The 15294-nt window shown below is 71.9% G+C and carries 12 protein-coding genes; 8 read left to right on the plus strand and 4 right to left on the minus strand.

What is annotated here, in order from left to right; all coding sequences use genetic code 11:
• The first annotated feature begins 99 nt into the window (after positions 1 to 99).
• Together R2D22_RS23940 and R2D22_RS23945 are read left to right on the plus strand one after the other, a co-directional pair.
• On the plus strand, positions 100 to 1044 hold the full coding sequence (locus tag R2D22_RS23940) for an EamA family transporter (RefSeq protein ID WP_318106713.1): 945 nt from the start codon (positions 100 to 102) through the stop codon (positions 1042 to 1044).
• A 46-nt stretch (positions 1045 to 1090) separates the two neighbouring features.
• Positions 1091 to 1654: an ATP-binding protein gene (locus R2D22_RS23945; protein WP_318106714.1), complete on the plus strand. Its 564-nt coding sequence runs from the start codon at positions 1091 to 1093 to the stop codon at positions 1652 to 1654.
• A gap of 37 nt (positions 1655 to 1691) precedes the next feature.
• Here the strand turns inward: R2D22_RS23945 and R2D22_RS23950 are convergent, their stop codons facing one another.
• The gene (locus R2D22_RS23950; RefSeq protein ID WP_318106715.1) at positions 1692 to 2738 is read right to left on the minus strand and encodes a LacI family DNA-binding transcriptional regulator; all 1047 of its coding nucleotides are present in this window, start codon (positions 2736 to 2738) and stop codon (positions 1692 to 1694) included.
• A gap of 101 nt (positions 2739 to 2839) precedes the next feature.
• Here R2D22_RS23950 and R2D22_RS23955 point away from each other — a divergent pair, with 101 nt between their 5' ends.
• The 5 genes from R2D22_RS23955 (at position 2840) to R2D22_RS23975 (ending at position 10036) form a co-directional block, all read left to right on the plus strand.
• Entirely contained in the window at positions 2840 to 3991 is a 1152-nt protein-coding gene (locus tag R2D22_RS23955; protein WP_318106716.1) for a Gfo/Idh/MocA family protein, read from the plus strand.
• Complete coding sequence (locus R2D22_RS23960; protein WP_318106717.1) at positions 3988 to 5271, plus strand: dihydrodipicolinate synthase family protein; 1284 nt, start codon at positions 3988 to 3990, stop codon at positions 5269 to 5271. The genes R2D22_RS23955 and R2D22_RS23960 overlap by 4 nt, the downstream gene beginning before the upstream one ends.
• Positions 5268 to 6092 carry a sugar phosphate isomerase/epimerase family protein gene (locus R2D22_RS23965; RefSeq protein WP_318106718.1) on the plus strand — a complete coding sequence of 275 codons (825 nt, stop codon included), beginning with the start codon at positions 5268 to 5270 and terminating at the stop codon, positions 6090 to 6092. Before R2D22_RS23960 ends, R2D22_RS23965 begins: the two co-directional genes overlap by 4 nt.
• A 271-nt stretch (positions 6093 to 6363) precedes the next feature.
• Entirely contained in the window at positions 6364 to 8613 is a 2250-nt protein-coding gene (recD2, locus tag R2D22_RS23970; protein ID WP_318106719.1) for an SF1B family DNA helicase RecD2, read from the plus strand.
• A 133-nt stretch (positions 8614 to 8746) separates the two neighbouring features.
• Positions 8747 to 10036 (plus strand): citrate synthase, encoded by a 1290-nt coding sequence (locus R2D22_RS23975; RefSeq protein ID WP_318106720.1) that lies wholly within the window; start codon positions 8747 to 8749, stop codon positions 10034 to 10036.
• A gap of 541 nt (positions 10037 to 10577) precedes the next feature.
• On the opposite strand, the gene R2D22_RS23980 is transcribed toward R2D22_RS23975, so the two are convergent.
• On the minus strand, positions 10578 to 12794 hold the full coding sequence (locus R2D22_RS23980) for a heavy metal translocating P-type ATPase (protein ID WP_318106721.1): 2217 nt from the start codon (positions 12792 to 12794) through the stop codon (positions 10578 to 10580).
• 125 nt (positions 12795 to 12919) lie between these two features.
• Complete coding sequence (locus tag R2D22_RS23985; RefSeq protein WP_318106722.1) at positions 12920 to 13231, minus strand: cation transporter; 312 nt, start codon at positions 13229 to 13231, stop codon at positions 12920 to 12922.
• Between the two features lie 128 nt (positions 13232 to 13359).
• Between R2D22_RS23985 and R2D22_RS23990 the strand changes: the two genes are divergently transcribed.
• Positions 13360 to 14571: a cation:proton antiporter gene (locus R2D22_RS23990; protein WP_318106723.1), complete on the plus strand. Its 1212-nt coding sequence runs from the start codon at positions 13360 to 13362 to the stop codon at positions 14569 to 14571.
• On the opposite strand, the gene R2D22_RS23995 is transcribed toward R2D22_RS23990, so the two are convergent.
• On the minus strand, positions 14549 to 15211 hold the full coding sequence (locus R2D22_RS23995; RefSeq protein WP_318106724.1) for a TetR/AcrR family transcriptional regulator: 663 nt from the start codon (positions 15209 to 15211) through the stop codon (positions 14549 to 14551). The two genes, R2D22_RS23990 and R2D22_RS23995, sit on opposite strands and share 23 nt — an antisense overlap.
• Between the last annotated feature and the right edge of the window lie 83 nt (positions 15212 to 15294).

Raw genomic sequence — 15294 nt, forward strand, 5'->3', positions numbered from 1 at the left:
GGTCCCTCCGTACGGGTCGCTTCCGTAAGCGTTGCTTCATCCAACCATGAAGAGATCCGCGCTGGTGCTACATGGTCGGGGAGGGTGATGCTCGGGGTCATGCGCCCCGTACACATCGCCCTCGCCGCGCTCGTCGCCGCGGTCTGGGGGGTCAACTTCGTCGTCATCGAGATCGGTCTCGACCACTTCCCGCCGCTGCTGTTCTCCGCCCTGCGCTTCCTCGCCGCCGCCCTGCCCGCCGTCTTCTTCGTCGGCCGGCCCAAGGTCGCCTGGAAGTGGATCGTGGGCGTCGGACTGGCCCTGGGCGTGGCCAAGTTCGGCCTGCTGTTCACGGGCATGGACCTGGGCGCGCCGGCCGGCCTCTCCTCGCTGATCCTCCAGGTCCAGGCCGTGTTCACGGCCCTGATCGCCTTCGTCGCGCTCGGCGAGCGGCCCCGTCCGCTCCAGGTCGCGGGCATGGCGGTGGCGCTCGCCGGAATCGGCGTCGCCGCGTACGACGAGGGCGCCTCCGGACCGCTCGTGGGCTTCGGCCTGTGCGTCGCGGCGGCGGCCTGCTGGGGCGTCTCCAACGTCCTGACCCGCAAGGCGGCCCCGCCGGACGCGCTCAACTTCATGGTCTGGACGTGCACCGTCCCGGTGGTGCCGCTGGTGGCGCTCTCCCTCCTCCTGGAGGGCCCGGAGCGGGACCTGGCGGCGCTGCGCGGCCTCGACTGGACGGGCGTCGGCGTGATCGTCTACGTCGCCTGGATCACCACGATCTTCGGCTTCGGCGCGTGGGCGTGGCTGCTGCGCCGCTACCCGGCCTCGTCGGTGGCCCCGTTCTCGCTGCTGGTGCCGGTCTTCGGGATGTCCTCGGCGGCGCTGATCCTGGGTGAGGGCGTGAGCCCGCTGCGCTGGTGCGCGGCGGCGCTGCTGGTGGGGGGCGTGGCGCTGACGTCGATCAGGTTCGGCGGCGGGAACGCCGGGGAGGCCGGGAAGGCCGGGAAGGCCGTGGAACCGGATCCGTCGGCGGTCGCGCCGGTCCCGGTCGGGGGCCGGTCGTAGTCCGCTCCCCGAGGGTCGTCCGCGGGGCGGGGGTTAACGTGTCGGCATGGATCTTGTACCCGTCGACGTCTCCCCCGCCCCCGGAGTCGTCCTGCTCAGCGGCATCCCCGGCAGCGGCAAGACGACCGTGGCCGCCGCGCTCGCGGCGCGGTTCGCGCGGTCCGCGCACGTCGAGGTCGACGGGCTCCAGTCGCTGATCGTCTCCGGCTGCCACTGGCCGGACCCGGACGGCGACCCGGAGGCCGACCGGCAGATCTTCCTGCGCGCCCGCAACGCGAGCCTGCTGGCGGACAGCTTCACCGCGGCCGGCTTCCTGCCGGTCCTCGACGACGTCGTCGTCCGCCGCAGCCACCTCGACTTCTACCGCTCCCAGGTGCGTACCGAGCGCTTCCTGCCGGTGTTCCTGGCCCCGGGCCCGGACAAGGCGTGGGAGCGCAACAACGCCCGCCACAAGCGCCTGACGACCAACTGGGCCTTCCTGGACGAGGCGATGCGCGCGGAGCTGTCGGCCGACGGGGTCTGGATCGACAACGCCGACCTGACGGTGGACGAGACGGTCGACGCGGTCCTGGCGGCCACGGGGCTCGCCACCGAGCTCGGCGCCGCCTGATCCCACCCCCGCTGGGGCGCGGTCGAACCTCGGGCCCTCACCCCCGCGGCGCCGCCGTGGAACCCCGCACCATCAGCTCCGCGCCGATCGTCGTCACCGTGCCCGGCGGGACGTCCTCGGTACCCATGGCCAGGAGGCCGGCCCGGTGGCCCGCCTCCTGGAGGGGGAGACGGACCGTCGTCAGGGAGGGGGCCGTGTCGATGGCGAACGGCAGGTCGTCGAAGCCGGTGACCGAGACGTCGCCGGGGATGCTCAGGCCCAGGTCCCGCAGCGCCGCGCACGCGCCGAGCGCGACCGTGTCGCTGGCGCCCACGATCGCCGTCAGGTCCGGGTCGCGGCGCAGGAGTTCGCGCGCCGCCTCGTAGCCGGCGGCCCGCTCGTACGGGCCGTGGACCGTGGGCGCGTCGTCCAGCCCCGCCGCCGCGAGGGCCGCCCGGTGGCCCTCCAGGCGGTGCCGGGTCGTCGTGTACCCGTCGGGGCCGGTGATGTAGCCGATCCGCCGGTGGCCCAGCGACAGCAGGTGCTCGGTGAGCTGCCGGGCCCCGCTCCGGTTGTCGAAGGCGAGCGTCGCCGCGGTACCGTCCCCCGGTACCGGCGGCCGCCCGCACAGCACCACCCGGGTCCCCGCCTCCGCGAGCCGCGCCAGCTTCGCCGCGGTCGCCGCCGAGTGCTCCGGGCTCTCGTACGACCCGCCCGTCAGCACCACCGCCGCGGCCCGCTGGCGCTGCAGCAGCGTCAGATACATCAGCTCGCGCTCGGGCGAGCCGCCCGTGTTGCAGACGACCGCCAGTTTCTCGCCGCCGGCCCGCCCGGACGCGGTGCTTCCGATCGCGCTCTGCGCCGCGCCCGCCATGATCCCGAAGAACGGGTCTGCGATGTCGTTGACCAGGATCCCGACCAGGTCGGAGGTGGCGGCGGCGAGTGAGCTCGCCGGACCGTTCAGCACGTAGTCCAGCTCGTCCACGGCCTGGAGCACCCGCTCCCGCGTGGCCTCGGCGACCGGGTAGTTGCCGTTGAGGACGCGGGAGACGGTGGCCGGGGACACCCGTGCGCGCGCGGCCACATCCGCCAGCGTGACGGTCATCGCGTACCTCCGGGGAGAGTCGGACGCGCCCCTTGTCCGGGGTGCAGTCGGCAGGCTAGCGTCCCCTCGTGTAGAAAGCGCTTTCTATCGGAGGTAACACCGTGACACGCAGGACAGTCCGGATCGCCATGAACGGCGTCACGGGACGGATGGGATACCGCCAGCACCTCGTACGCTCGATCCTCGCGATCCGCGAGCAGGGCGGGCTGCCGCTCGGCGACGGCGAGGTGCTGTGGCCCGAACCCGTGCTGATCGGCCGTCGTGAGCACGCGCTGCGCGAGATGGCCGAGCGGCACGGCCTCACCGAGTGGTCGACCGACCTGGACGCCGTCCTCGCCGACGAGACCGTCGAGATCTACTTCGACGCGCAGGTCACCTCCGCCCGCGTCGACGCGATCAAGAAGGCGATCGCGGCCGGCAAGCACGTCTACACCGAGAAGCCGACGGCCGGCGACCTCGCCGGCGCGCTGGAACTGGCCCGCCTGGCCGAGGCCGCCGGCATCAGCCACGGCTGCGTCCAGGACAAGCTGTTCCTGCCGGGCCTGCGGAAGCTGAAGCGGCTCATCGACGGCGGCTTCTTCGGCGAGATCCTGTCCGTGCGCGGCGAGTTCGGCTACTGGGTCTTCGAGGGAGACTGGCAGGAGGCGCAGCGCCCGTCGTGGAACTACCGGGCGGAGGACGGCGGCGGGATCGTCGTCGACATGTTCCCGCACTGGGAGTATGTGCTGCACGAGCTGTTCGGCCGGGTGACGAGCGTGACCGCCCAGGTCGCCACGCACATCCCGCGCCGCTGGGACGAGCGCGGCAAGCCGTACGAGGCGACCGCCGACGACGCCGCGTACGGCATCTTCCAGCTGGAGGGCGGGACGGTCGCGCAGATCAACTCCTCCTGGGCGGTCCGGGTCGACCGCGACGAGCTGGTGGAGTTCCAGGTCGACGGCACGCACGGCTCGGCGGTGGCGGGGCTGCGCAACTGCCGCGTCCAGCACCGCTCGGCCACCCCGAAGCCGGTCTGGAACCCGGACATCCCCGCCACCGAGCCGTTCCGGGAGCAGTGGCAGGAGGTCCCGGACAACACCGAGTTCGACAACGGCTTCAAGGCCCAGTGGGAGCTGTTCCTGCGCCACGTGACCCAGGGCGACCCGTACCACTGGGACCTCCTGGCCGGCGCCCGCGGCGTCCAGCTCGCGGAGCTCGGGCTGCGCTCGTCGGCCGAGGGCCGCCGCATCGAGGTCCCGGAGGTCACGCTGTGATCCGGCTGCCGGAGGAGGGCGGCGGCGTACGCGAGTACACGCCGAGGGGTGTCGCGGCCGGAGGACCGGCCGGCGGTGCGCCGGCCGGGGCCGGCCCGGCCCCCGCCGCAGGGACCGCGCCGGTCGCGGGCGGCGCCCACGGCGTCGCGCCCGCCGGATCGGCGGACGCCGCCTCCCACCGCGTCGCGCCGGCACCGCCTCTGCGGTCCCGGGTCGTGTTCTCCGCCGCGCACGTCGTCGCCGATCCGTACGCCGACACCTCGCCCGACGGGCCCGCCGCCGTCGACTGGGACGCCACCCTCGCGTTCCGGCGGCACCTGTGGGCGCACGGACTCGGCGTCGCCGAGGCGATGGACACCGCGCAGCGCGGCATGGGCCTCGACTGGACCGGCGCGGCCGAGCTGATCCGGCGGTCGGCGGCCGAGGCGAAGGCCGTCGGCGGCCGGATCGCCTGCGGCGTCGGCACCGACCAACTCACCGGACCCGCCGACCTCGTGGCCGTCCGGGAGGCGTACGAGGAGCAGCTCGCGCTCGTCGAGGAGACCGGCTCCCGGGCGATCCTGATGGCCTCCCGGGCCCTCGCGGCCGCCGCACAGGACCCCGACGACTACCTCGACACGTACGCGCACCTGCTGCGCCAGTCCGCCGAGCCGGTGATCCTGCACTGGCTGGGCCCGATGTTCGACCCGGCCCTGGAGGGCTACTGGGGCTCGTCCGACCTGGACGCCGCCACCGAGACGTTCCTCCAGGTCGTCGCCGAGCACCCGGACAAGGTCGACGGCGTCAAGATCTCCCTGCTCGACGCGGAGCGCGAGATCGACCTGCGCCGCCGCCTCCCGGAGAGCGTCCGCTGCTACACGGGCGACGACTTCAACTACCCGGAGCTGATCGCGGGGGAGGAACCCGCGGTGGGAGGGCGCTTCAGTCACGCGCTGCTCGGCATCTTCGACCCGCTGGGCCCGCTGGCCGCCGACGCGGTACGGGTCCTCGACACCGGGGACGTCGACGGCTTCCGGGCCCGCCTGGACCCGACGGTCGCGCTGTCCCGGCACCTCTTCCGGGCGCCGACCCGCTTCTACAAGACGGGCGTGGTCTTCCTCGCCTGGCTGGCCGGCCACCAGGACCACTTCACGATGGTCGGCGGCCTGCAGTCCGCACGCTCGCTCCCGCACCTCGCCCGCGCCTACGAACTGGCCGACGGACTGGGCCTGTTCCCGGACCCGGGGCTGGCGGAGTCCCGGATGAGGTCCCTGCTCACGGTGTACGGAGTCGACCGATGAACCGCGACCGCTTCTCGATCAACCAGATGACGGTCAAGCAGCTGCCGCTGCCCGAGCTGGTCGCGCACTGCGTACGGCTCGGCGTCCGCGGCATCGGCCTGTGGCGCGAGCCGGTCCTGGCGTACGGGGTCGAGGCCGCGGCGGCCCTCGTACGGGACGCCGGACTGACCGTCACCACCCTGTGCCGCGGCGGCTTCTTCACGGCCGGACCGACCACGGCCGCCACGCTCGACGACAACCGCGCCGCGATCGACGAGGCGGCGGCCCTGGGCACGGACACCCTCGTCCTCGTCTCCGGCGGGCTCGCCCCCGGCAGCCGCGACCTGCCGGCCGCACGCGCCCTGATCGCCGAGGCGATCGCCGCACTCGCCCCGTACGCCGGGGAGCGCGGCGTCCGCCTCGCGATCGAACCCCTGCACCCGATGTACGCGGCGGACCGCTGCGCCGTCTCCACCCTGGACCAGGCGTTGGAGATCGCGGAGCGCTTCCCCGCGGAACAGGTGGGGGTGGTCGTCGACACGTACCACGTCTGGTGGGACGACCGCGCCCCGGCGGCGGTGGCCCGCGCGGGCGCCGAGGGCCGGCTGCACTCCTTCCAGCTCGCCGACTGGACCACCCCGCTGCCCGCGGGCGTCCTGAACGGCCGCGGACAGCTCGGCGACGGCGCGATCGACCTGGCCGCCTGGTGCGAACTGGCCGCCGCGGCCGGCTACACGGGCCCGGTGGAGGTGGAGCTCTTCAACGACGAACTCTGGGCCCGGGACGGGGTGGAGGTCCTGGAGGAGACGCTGAAGCGCTTCGAGGCGATCGTGGAATCGTGATTCCGGAAAAATAACCGGCCGCATCCGTGCAACCCTTCCGCGGTGACGGATGTCGTACTGGGCATCAAGGCTTCCGGGGAGGGGATCCGGGGGGATTTCGGGAGGCCTTGACGGAGGGGGAACGCGTGGGGCCCGGCCCGGGGGGACCGGGCCCCTTGTACGCCCGCAGGCCATAGGTCCGTTGTGCACAGGCCCGTTGTGCACAGGACGTACGGGCGCTCGTTGTCCACAGGCCGCACGCGGTGTCCGAGGGCTTCGCTAACGTCGGGGCATGTCCAGTTCCGTGCCCGGTCCCCGTCTCGCGGTCGTCGAAGGCGTGCTCGAGCGGATCACCTACGCCAACGAGGAGAACGGCTACACGGTCGCCCGCGTCGACACCGGGCGCGGTGCCGGGGATCTCCTCACGGTGGTCGGGTCGCTGCTCGGCGCGCAGCCGGGGGAGGCGCTGCGGATGGAGGGCCGCTGGGGCTCCCACCCGCAGTACGGCAAGCAGTTCACCGTGGAGAACTACACGACGCTGCTGCCCGCCACCGTCCAGGGCATCCGCCGCTATCTCGGCTCCGGCCTCGTCAAGGGCATCGGTCCGGTCTTCGCCGACCGCATCACGAGCCACTTCGGCCTGGAGACCCTGGACATCATCGAGAAGGAACCCGCCCGGCTCATCGAGGTGCCCGGGCTCGGGCCGAAGCGGACGAAGAAGATCGCCGCCGCCTGGGAGGAGCAGAAGGCCATCAAGGAGGTCATGGTCTTCCTCCAGACCGTCGGCGTCTCCACCTCCATCGCCGTGCGCATCTACAAGAAGTACGGGGACGCCTCGATCTCCGTCGTGAAGAACGAGCCGTACCGGCTGGCCGCCGACGTCTGGGGCATCGGCTTCCTCACCGCGGACAAGATCGCCCAGTCGGTCGGCATACCCCACGACAGCCCGGAGCGGGTCAAGGCGGGGCTCCAGTACGCGCTGTCCCAGTCCACCGACCAGGGGCACTGTTTCCTGCCCGAGGAGCAGCTCATCGCCGACGCGGTGAAGCTGCTCCAGGTGGACACGGGGCTGGTCATCGAGTGCCTCGCCGAACTGGCCGAGGACCCGGAGGGCGTGGTGCGCGAGACGGTGCCGGGCCCGGAGGGCGAGCCGGTCACCGCCGTCTACCTGATCCCGTTCCACCGCGCCGAGCTGTCCCTCGCCGCCCAGGTCCTGCGGCTGCTGCGGACCGACGAGGACCGCCTGCCGGCCTTCCGGGACGTCGCCTGGGACAAGGCCCTGGCCTGGCTCTCGGAGCGGACCGGGGCCTCGCTCGCGCCCGAGCAGGAGGAGGCCGTCCGGCTCGCCCTGACGCGGAAGGTCGCCGTGCTCACCGGCGGCCCGGGCTGCGGCAAGTCGTTCACGGTCCGCTCCATCGTGGAGCTGGCCCGGGCGAAGAAGGCCAAGGTCGTGCTGGCCGCGCCCACCGGCCGGGCCGCCAAGCGCCTCGCCGAGCTGACCGGCGCCGAGGCCTCCACCGTCCACCGGCTCCTGGAGCTCAAGCCGGGCGGGGACGCCGCGTACGACCGGGACCGTCCGCTGGACGCGGACCTGGTGGTGGTCGACGAGGCGTCGATGCTGGACCTGCTGCTCGCCAACAAGCTGGTCAAGGCCGTGGCGCCGGGCGCCCATCTGCTCCTGGTGGGGGACGTGGACCAGCTGCCGTCGGTCGGCGCGGGTGAGGTCCTGGGCGACCTGCTGGCCCCGGACAGCCCGGTGCCGGCAGTCCGGCTGACCCGGATCTTCCGGCAGGCCCAGCAGTCCGGCGTGGTCACCAACGCGCACCGGATCAACGCGGGGCAGCACCCGCTCACCACCGGCCTGCCCGACTTCTTCCTCTTCGCCGAGGAGGAGACGGAGGACGCGGGCCGGCTCGCGGTGGAGGTCGCGGCCCGCCGGATCCCGGCGAAGTTCGGCCTCGATCCGCGCCGGGACGTGCAGGTGCTGGCTCCCATGCACCGCGGCCCGGCGGGCGCGGGCACGCTCAACGGACTGCTCCAGCAGGCCATCACCCCCGCCCGGCCCGACGTGCCGGAGAAGCGGTTCGGCGGCCGGGTCTTCCGGGTAGGAGACAAGGTCACCCAGATCCGCAACAACTATGACAAGGGGGCGAACGGGGTCTTCAACGGCACCGTCGGGGTGGTGACCTCGCTCGACGTCGTGGAGCAGCGGCTGACCGTACGGACCGAAGAGGACGAGGAGGTGCCGTACGAATTCGACGAGCTGGACGAGCTGGCCCATGCCTACGCTGTGACCATCCATCGTTCGCAGGGAAGTGAGTACCCCGCGGTCGTGATCCCGATCACCACGGGGGCCTGGATGATGCTCCAGCGGAACCTCCTCTACACCGCCGTCACCCGGGCGAAGCGACTGGTCGTCCTGGTCGGATCGAGGAAGGCGATCGGTCAGGCCGTGCGCACGGTTACCGCGGGTCGCAGGTGTACCGCGCTGGCCCATCGGCTCGGCGGACTTTCCCCAACCGGGGCGAAGGGGGCAGGATGAGCAGGTTGACGGCACTGAGTGCCGCCAAACGGCCCATTGGTCGACCCCGAGTGCACTCTGCTGAGCCAAATGGGGGATGGTAGAGACAGTCAGGGCACCTCGAAGAAGAGGCACTACGTCGGTGAGGGATGACGTGAGCGACAACTCTGTAGTACTGCGGTACGCGGACGGTGAATACACCTACCCGGTGGTCGAGAGCACCGTCGGCGACAAGGGCTTCGACATCGGGAAGCTCCGAGCCCAGACCGGTCTGGTCACGCTGGACAGCGGATACGGCAACACCGCCGCCTATAAATCCGCCATCACCTACCTGGACGGCGAGCAGGGCATCCTGCGGTACCGCGGCTACCCCATCGAGCAGCTGGCCGAGCAGTCCACCTTCCTCGAGGTGGCGTACCTGCTGATCAACGGCGAACTGCCGAAGGCCGATGAGCTCACGACGTTCCAGAACGAGATCACCCAGCACACGCTGGTGCACGAGGACGTCAAGAACTTCTTCCGCGGCTTCCCGCGGGACGCCCACCCGATGGCGATGCTCTCCTCGGTGGTCTCCGCGCTGTCCACCTTCTACCAGGACAGCCACAACCCGTTCGACGAGAAGCAGCGTCACCTGTCCACGATCCGGCTGCTGGCCAAGCTGCCGACGATCGCGGCGTACGCGTACAAGAAGTCGATCGGCCACCCGTTCGTCTACCCGCGTAACGACCTCGGGTACGTCGAGAACTTCCTGCGCATGACCTTCTCGGTCCCGGCGCAGGAGTACGAGCTGGACCCGGTCGTGGTCTCCGCGCTCGACAAGCTGCTGATCCTGCACGCGGACCACGAGCAGAACTGTTCGACGTCCACCGTGCGTCTGGTCGGCTCCTCGCAGGCGAACATGTTCGCCTCGATCTCCGCCGGCATCTCGGCCCTGTGGGGCCCCCTGCACGGCGGCGCCAACCAGTCGGTCCTGGAGATGCTGGAGGGCATCCAGGCCAACGGCGGCGATGTCGACTCCTTCATCCGCAAGGTGAAGAACAAGGAGGACGGCGTCCGCCTGATGGGCTTCGGCCACCGGGTGTACAAGTCCTTCGACCCGCGCGCCAAGATCATCAAGGCGGCAGCGCACGACGTCCTCTCCGCGCTCGGCAAGTCCGACGAGCTGCTGGACATCGCGCTCAAGCTGGAGGAGCACGCGCTCTCCGACGACTACTTCGTCTCGCGCAACCTCTACCCGAACGTGGACTTCTACACGGGTCTCATCTACCGCGCGATGGGCTTCCCGACCGAGATGTTCACCGTGCTCTTCGCGCTCGGCCGGCTGCCCGGCTGGATCGCCCAGTGGCACGAGATGATCAAGGAGCCGGGTTCCCGCATCGGCCGCCCGCGTCAGATCTACACGGGTGAGGTCCTGCGCGACTTCGTCCCGGTCGAGGCCCGCTGACCCGAGGTCCGCTGAGCATCGGGTGTGCGGCCCCCGTTGACCCCCGGCCGGGGGTCCGGGGGTTGTCCCCCGGGTGAGAGGTGTCACGGGTGAGGTCCTGCGCGACTTCGTCCCGGTCGAGGCCCGCTGACCTGAGGTCCGCTGAGCATCGGGTGTGCTCGTCGAGCGCCCGGCTCGCGCCGTAAAACCGAGAAGCGCCCCGCTTCCGATCCCCCCACGGGTCGGCGAGCGGGGCGCTTCCCATATCCCCGGTGCGGATTCCCCCCACGGGATCCGGGCCGGGCGTCTGCCGGGTTCAGCAGAAGCGCGGGTCTGCGCGGTCTGCCGGGGTACGTACGTACGGGAGGGCCGCTCAAAGCTCCCCGGTGCACGTGCCCCGGCCAACGCTTGCCTGGGACGTCCCCCAAGACATCCCATGAACGTCCCCCAAGACGTTCCTGGCATCGCCCACTTAGACTCGCGAACAGCCCAGATGGTTACCCCTAAATATCTGTGATCTAGGTCTCTTTGTGAAGGTCCTGTGCGTCACGTGAACGTGAATTCACGTGAACGCCCGAAGTCGCAGGCTGTTGGATACGACGAAAACGGACGAAAAGGCCATCGCGAGGCCCGCGATCATGGGATTCAGAAGTCCTGCCGCGGCCAGCGGCAGCGCGGCGACGTTGTAGCCGAAGGCCCAGAAAAGGTTGCCCTTGATCGTCGCGAGGGTCCGCCGGGAGAGCCGGATCGCGTCCGCCGCGACCCGCAGGTCACCGCGTACGAGAGTCAGGTCGCCGGCCTCGATCGCGGCGTCCGTGCCCGTGCCCATCGCCAGCCCCAGATCCGCGACCGCGAGCGCCGCCGCGTCGTTCACGCCGTCGCCCACCATGGCGACCGTCCGCCCCTCGGCCCGCAGCCGCTGGACGACCTCGACCTTCTCCTGAGGCAGCACCTCGGCGATCACCTCGTCGATGCCGACCTCGGCGGCGACGGCCTCGGCGACCGCCCGGTTGTCGCCGGTCAGCAGGACCGGCGTCAGGTCCAGGGCGCGCAGCCGGGCCACCGCCTCGGCGCTGGTGTCCTTCACCGCGTCCGCGACCGTGACGACACCGCGCGCCGTCCCGTCCCAGGCGATCGCGACCGCGGTGCTCGCGTGGTCGTCCGGCAGTGGCGGCGGGACGATCCCGGCCGCTTCGAGCAGTGCCGGGCGGCCGGCCAGGACGTGGTGGCCGTCGACCGTGCCGCGGACCCCGAGTCCGGGCACGTTCTCGAAGCCCGACACCTCGGGAAGCGGGCCCACCCGGTACGCCGCGCCGGCCGCGATCGCCCGGGCGACCGGGTGCTCGGAGGCGTGCTCCAGGGCGCCCACGAGGCGCAGCAGCCCGGCCTCGTCGGTGTCCCCGTCGACGTACACCTTGCGCAGCTCCATCCGGCCGGTGGTGACCGTTCCGGTCTTGTCGAGGACGACCGTGTCGACGCGGCGGGTGGACTCGAGAACCTCCGGGCCCTTGATGAGGATGCCGAGCTGCGCGCCGCGGCCGGTGCCGACCATGAGGGCGGTCGGGGTGGCCAGGCCCAGGGCGCACGGGCAGGCGATGATCAGGACGGCGACGGCGGCGGTGAACGCGGCGGTCGGGCCGGCGCCGGTGGCCAGCCAGAAGCCGAGGGTGGCCAGCGCGATGGCCATCACGACCGGGACGAAGACCGCGGCGACGCGGTCGGCGAGGCGCTGCACCTCCGCCTTGCCGTTCTGGGCGTCCTCCACGAGCCCGGCCATCCGGGCGAGCCGGGTGTCGGCGCCGACGTGGGCGGCCTCGACGACGAGCCGGCCCGAGGTGTTCACGCAGCCGCCGGTCACGGCGTCGCCCGCGGTCACGTCCACCGGCACGGACTCGCCGGTCAGCATCGAGGCGTCGACGGCCGAGACGCCCTCGGTGACGGTGCCGTCGGTGGCGATCTTCTCGCCGGGGCGGACGACGAACCGGTCGCCGACGCGCAGCTCGCCCACCGGGACCCGTGCCTCGCGCCCCGCCCGCAGTACGGCGACGTCCTTCGCGCCCAGCTCCATCAGTGCCCTGAGCGCGGCGCCCGCCTTCCGCTTGGCGCGCGCCTCCAGCCAGCGGCCGAGCAGGATGAACACGGTGACCCCGGCCGCGACCTCCAGGTAGATCGTGGAGGCGGCGTCGGCGCGCGAGACGGTGAGGTCGAAGCCGTGCCGCATGCCGGGCATCCCGGCGTCGCCCAGGAACAGCGCCCACAGGGACCAGCCGTAGGCGGCGATCGTGCCCACCGAGACCAGGGTGTCCATGGTGGCCGCGCCGTGCCGGAGGTTGGTCCAGGCGGCGCGGTGGAACGGCAGTCCGCCCCAGACCACGACGGGCGAGGCCAGGGTGAGGCTCAGCCACTGCCAGTTGTCGAACTGCAGGGCCGGGACCATGGCGAGCAGGATCACGGGCGCGGACAGCAGCGCGGAGACGACGAGCCGCTGCCGCAGCGCGGCGGTCTCGTCGGGCGCCGCGTGTTCCCGCGTGTCGGACTCGGGGGCCGGTTCCGGTTCGGGCTGCGGGGGGAGTTCCGCGGTGTAGCCGGTCCTGACGACGGTCGCGATGAGATCGGCGACCGGGACCTCCGCAGGGTGTTCGATCCGCGCCTTCTCCGTCGCGTAGTTGACGGTGGCGGTGACTCCGTCCATCCGGTTGAGCTTCTTCTCGACCCGGGCCGCGCAGGACGCGCAGGTCATGCCGCCGACGAGGAGCTCGGTGGTGGTGCTGGAGGTCATGTGCGCGTCCAAAGGGGAGCAGGGTCGTACCGTGCCACGGTACGACCCTGCGGAGGTGCTGCGGGCCGAGGTTCACGCGCGACCCGGTACGCCGAGGCGCAGGCCCGGCCTCGGCCTGCCGGGGCTCAGGCCCGGCCGACCAGCTCGTAGCCGGCCTCGTCCACGGCGGCGGCGACGGCGGCCTCGTCGAGCGGGGCCTCGGAGACCACGGTGACCTGGCCGGTGGACGCCACGGCCTTGACCGAGGTGACGCCGGCGATCTCGGCGATCTCGCTGCTCACCGCGCCCTCGCAGTGCCCGCAGGTCATGCCCTTGACCTCGTAGACCGTGGTGACGCCGCCGGCCTGCGCGTCGGCCGCGCCGTCGTGGCAGGAACCGGTGGACGAGCAGCAGGAGCCGGTGGCCTGGGGGAGCTCGGTCTTCGTCTCGGCGGTCATGGCGTTCTCCTCTTCGGGGCGGTGCGGTGTGGTGCCCGGGTACGGAACCACACTGTATACCCCTGGGGGGTATGAATCCAAGTCGCGCCGCGGACCGATTCCCGTCACGGCCATGGTAGATACCCGATATGTCGTACTCGGGGACCTTGATTCTCATCATGTCCATCGCCGTTCTGGCGCCCCTGCTGGCCTACGCGGCGGGACGCAGACTCCCGGTCCCGCTGGTCATCTTCGAGATCCTGCTCGGCATCCTCGTCGGCCCCGACGTCCTCGGCTGGGCGGAGACGGACGAGCTGATCGACGCGCTCTCCGAGCTCGGGCTCGCGATGCTGATCTTCCTGGCCGGGTACGAGATCGAGTTCGGCAAGGTGCGCGGCGACACCCTCCGGCGCTCGGTCTGGGCCTGGCTGATCGCGCTGGCGGCCGGCCTCGGGCTCGGCGTGCTGCTGGCCGGCGGCTACACGAAGGGCGTGTACATCGGCGTGGCCCTGACCAGCACGGCGCTCGGCACCGTGATGCCGGTGCTGCGGGACGCCGGCGAGCTGCAGGGCCGCTTCGGGTCGGTGGTGATGGCGTTCGGCTCGGTGGGCGAGTTCGGGCCGATCATCGCGATGGCGCTGCTCCTGAGCGGGCGCCGGCCCGGCGAGTCGACCGCGCTGCTCGCGGTGTTCGCGGCGCTGACGGCGGGCGCGGTCTACTGGGCGCTGCGGCCCCGCCGCCCCTGGTTCTCCACGGTCGTCGTGACGACCCTGCACACCAGCGGGCAGTTCGCGGTCCGGTTCGTGTTCCTGCTGCTCGCGCTGATGCTGGGGGCCGCGGAGGTGCTCGGACTCGACGTCCTGCTCGGCGCGTTCGCGGCCGGTCTGGTCACCCGGCTGCTGCTGACCGGCGCCGCGCCTGAGGAGGGGCCGGCGATCCTGGAGAAGGTGGAGGCGGTCGGGTTCGGCTTCCTGGTGCCGCTGTTCTTCGTCGTCACCGGCATCGAGTTCGACCTCGACTCGCTGCTGGCCGGCGGCCGTACGCTGCTGCTCCTGCCTGTCTTCCTCGTGCTGTTCCTGGTCGTGCGCGGCGGGCCGATCTGGCTCCTCGCCCCGCGCGACCTCGCGCCGCGCAGCCGCGCCTCGCTGGTCCTGTACGGCTCCACGGCGCTGCCGTTGGTCGTCGCGATCACCACGATGGGCGTGGACGCCGGGACGCTGGAGGCGGGCGAGGCGGCGGCTCTGGTCGGCGCGGGGATGGTGTCCGTGCTGCTCTTTCCGGTCCTCGCGCTCAAGTGCCGGACGCGCGCCGGGGAGAAGGCGCGGTCCGGCGAGCGGGTCACGAGCTCGGAGTCGTGGTGAGGCGCGCCGGGGCGTCCGGGTCCGGCTCCAGGAGCGGAGCGAGGTAGCGGACCACGGCCTTCTTCAGCTCGGCGACGGTCGCCTCCCGCGCGGGGCCCTCGGGGGCGGCGAGCACCAGGTCGAGCCCGGCCTTGACGATCCCGAGGGTCATGTCGGCGACCCGGCCGCGGTCGTCGGCGGGGAGCGAGGGGACGAACTTCCCGATGACGTCGGCGATCCGGCCGAGCATCGACGCGTGCACGGCGTCGTGCTCCTCGGCGATCCGGCCGGGGATGTCGCCGCTGCCGTGCATCAGCGCCAGAAAGGCCGGGTTCCGGCAGTTGAAATCGATGACGGGTTCGAGCACCGCGTCCACCAGCTCGGGCAGCGGGAGGTCCAGGTTCGCCGCGTCGAAGGCCAGCCCGTGCGTCTCGCGCATCTGCTGGAGCAGGCGCCCGCCGAGCTCGACGGCGATCGCCTCCTTGTTCGGGAAGTACTGGTAGAGCGTGCCCGGGGAGACCTGGGCCTCGCGAGCGATGGCGTTGGTGCTGGCGGCCGAATACCCGGTGCGGCAGAAGACGCTCGCGGCGGCCTGGAGCAGCTGCGTGATGCGGCGCTCGCCACGGGCCTGGCGGCGGCGCGGCGCGGGTTCCTCGGACATGTCCGTCCCCAGCTTTCGTGACGCGTTTGACAAACACGAGTGGTCGCTCGCATTCTTGAAAAACGCGAGCGATGTCTCGTGTT

The sequence above is a fragment of the Streptomyces sp. HUAS YS2 genome (assembly GCF_033343995.1).
In the GTDB taxonomy this organism is placed as follows: Bacteria; Actinomycetota; Actinomycetes; order Streptomycetales; family Streptomycetaceae; genus Streptomyces; species Streptomyces solicathayae.

Coding starts and splice junctions, on each gene's coding strand:
- R2D22_RS23940 (WP_318106713.1), top strand. CDS start 100: ATGCGCCCCGTACACATCGCCCTCGCCGCGCTCGTCGCCGCGGTCTGG.
- R2D22_RS23945 (WP_318106714.1), top strand. CDS start 1,091: ATGGATCTTGTACCCGTCGACGTCTCCCCCGCCCCCGGAGTCGTCCTG.
- R2D22_RS23950 (WP_318106715.1), bottom strand. CDS start 2,738: ATGACCGTCACGCTGGCGGATGTGGCCGCGCGCGCACGGGTGTCCCCG.
- R2D22_RS23965 (WP_318106718.1), top strand. CDS start 5,268: ATGAACCGCGACCGCTTCTCGATCAACCAGATGACGGTCAAGCAGCTG.
- recD2 (WP_318106719.1), top strand. CDS start 6,364: ATGTCCAGTTCCGTGCCCGGTCCCCGTCTCGCGGTCGTCGAAGGCGTG.
- R2D22_RS23980 (WP_318106721.1), bottom strand. CDS start 12,794: ATGACCTCCAGCACCACCACCGAGCTCCTCGTCGGCGGCATGACCTGC.
- R2D22_RS23985 (WP_318106722.1), bottom strand. CDS start 13,231: ATGACCGCCGAGACGAAGACCGAGCTCCCCCAGGCCACCGGCTCCTGC.
- R2D22_RS23990 (WP_318106723.1), top strand. CDS start 13,360: ATGTCGTACTCGGGGACCTTGATTCTCATCATGTCCATCGCCGTTCTG.
- R2D22_RS23995 (WP_318106724.1), bottom strand. CDS start 15,211: ATGTCCGAGGAACCCGCGCCGCGCCGCCGCCAGGCCCGTGGCGAGCGC.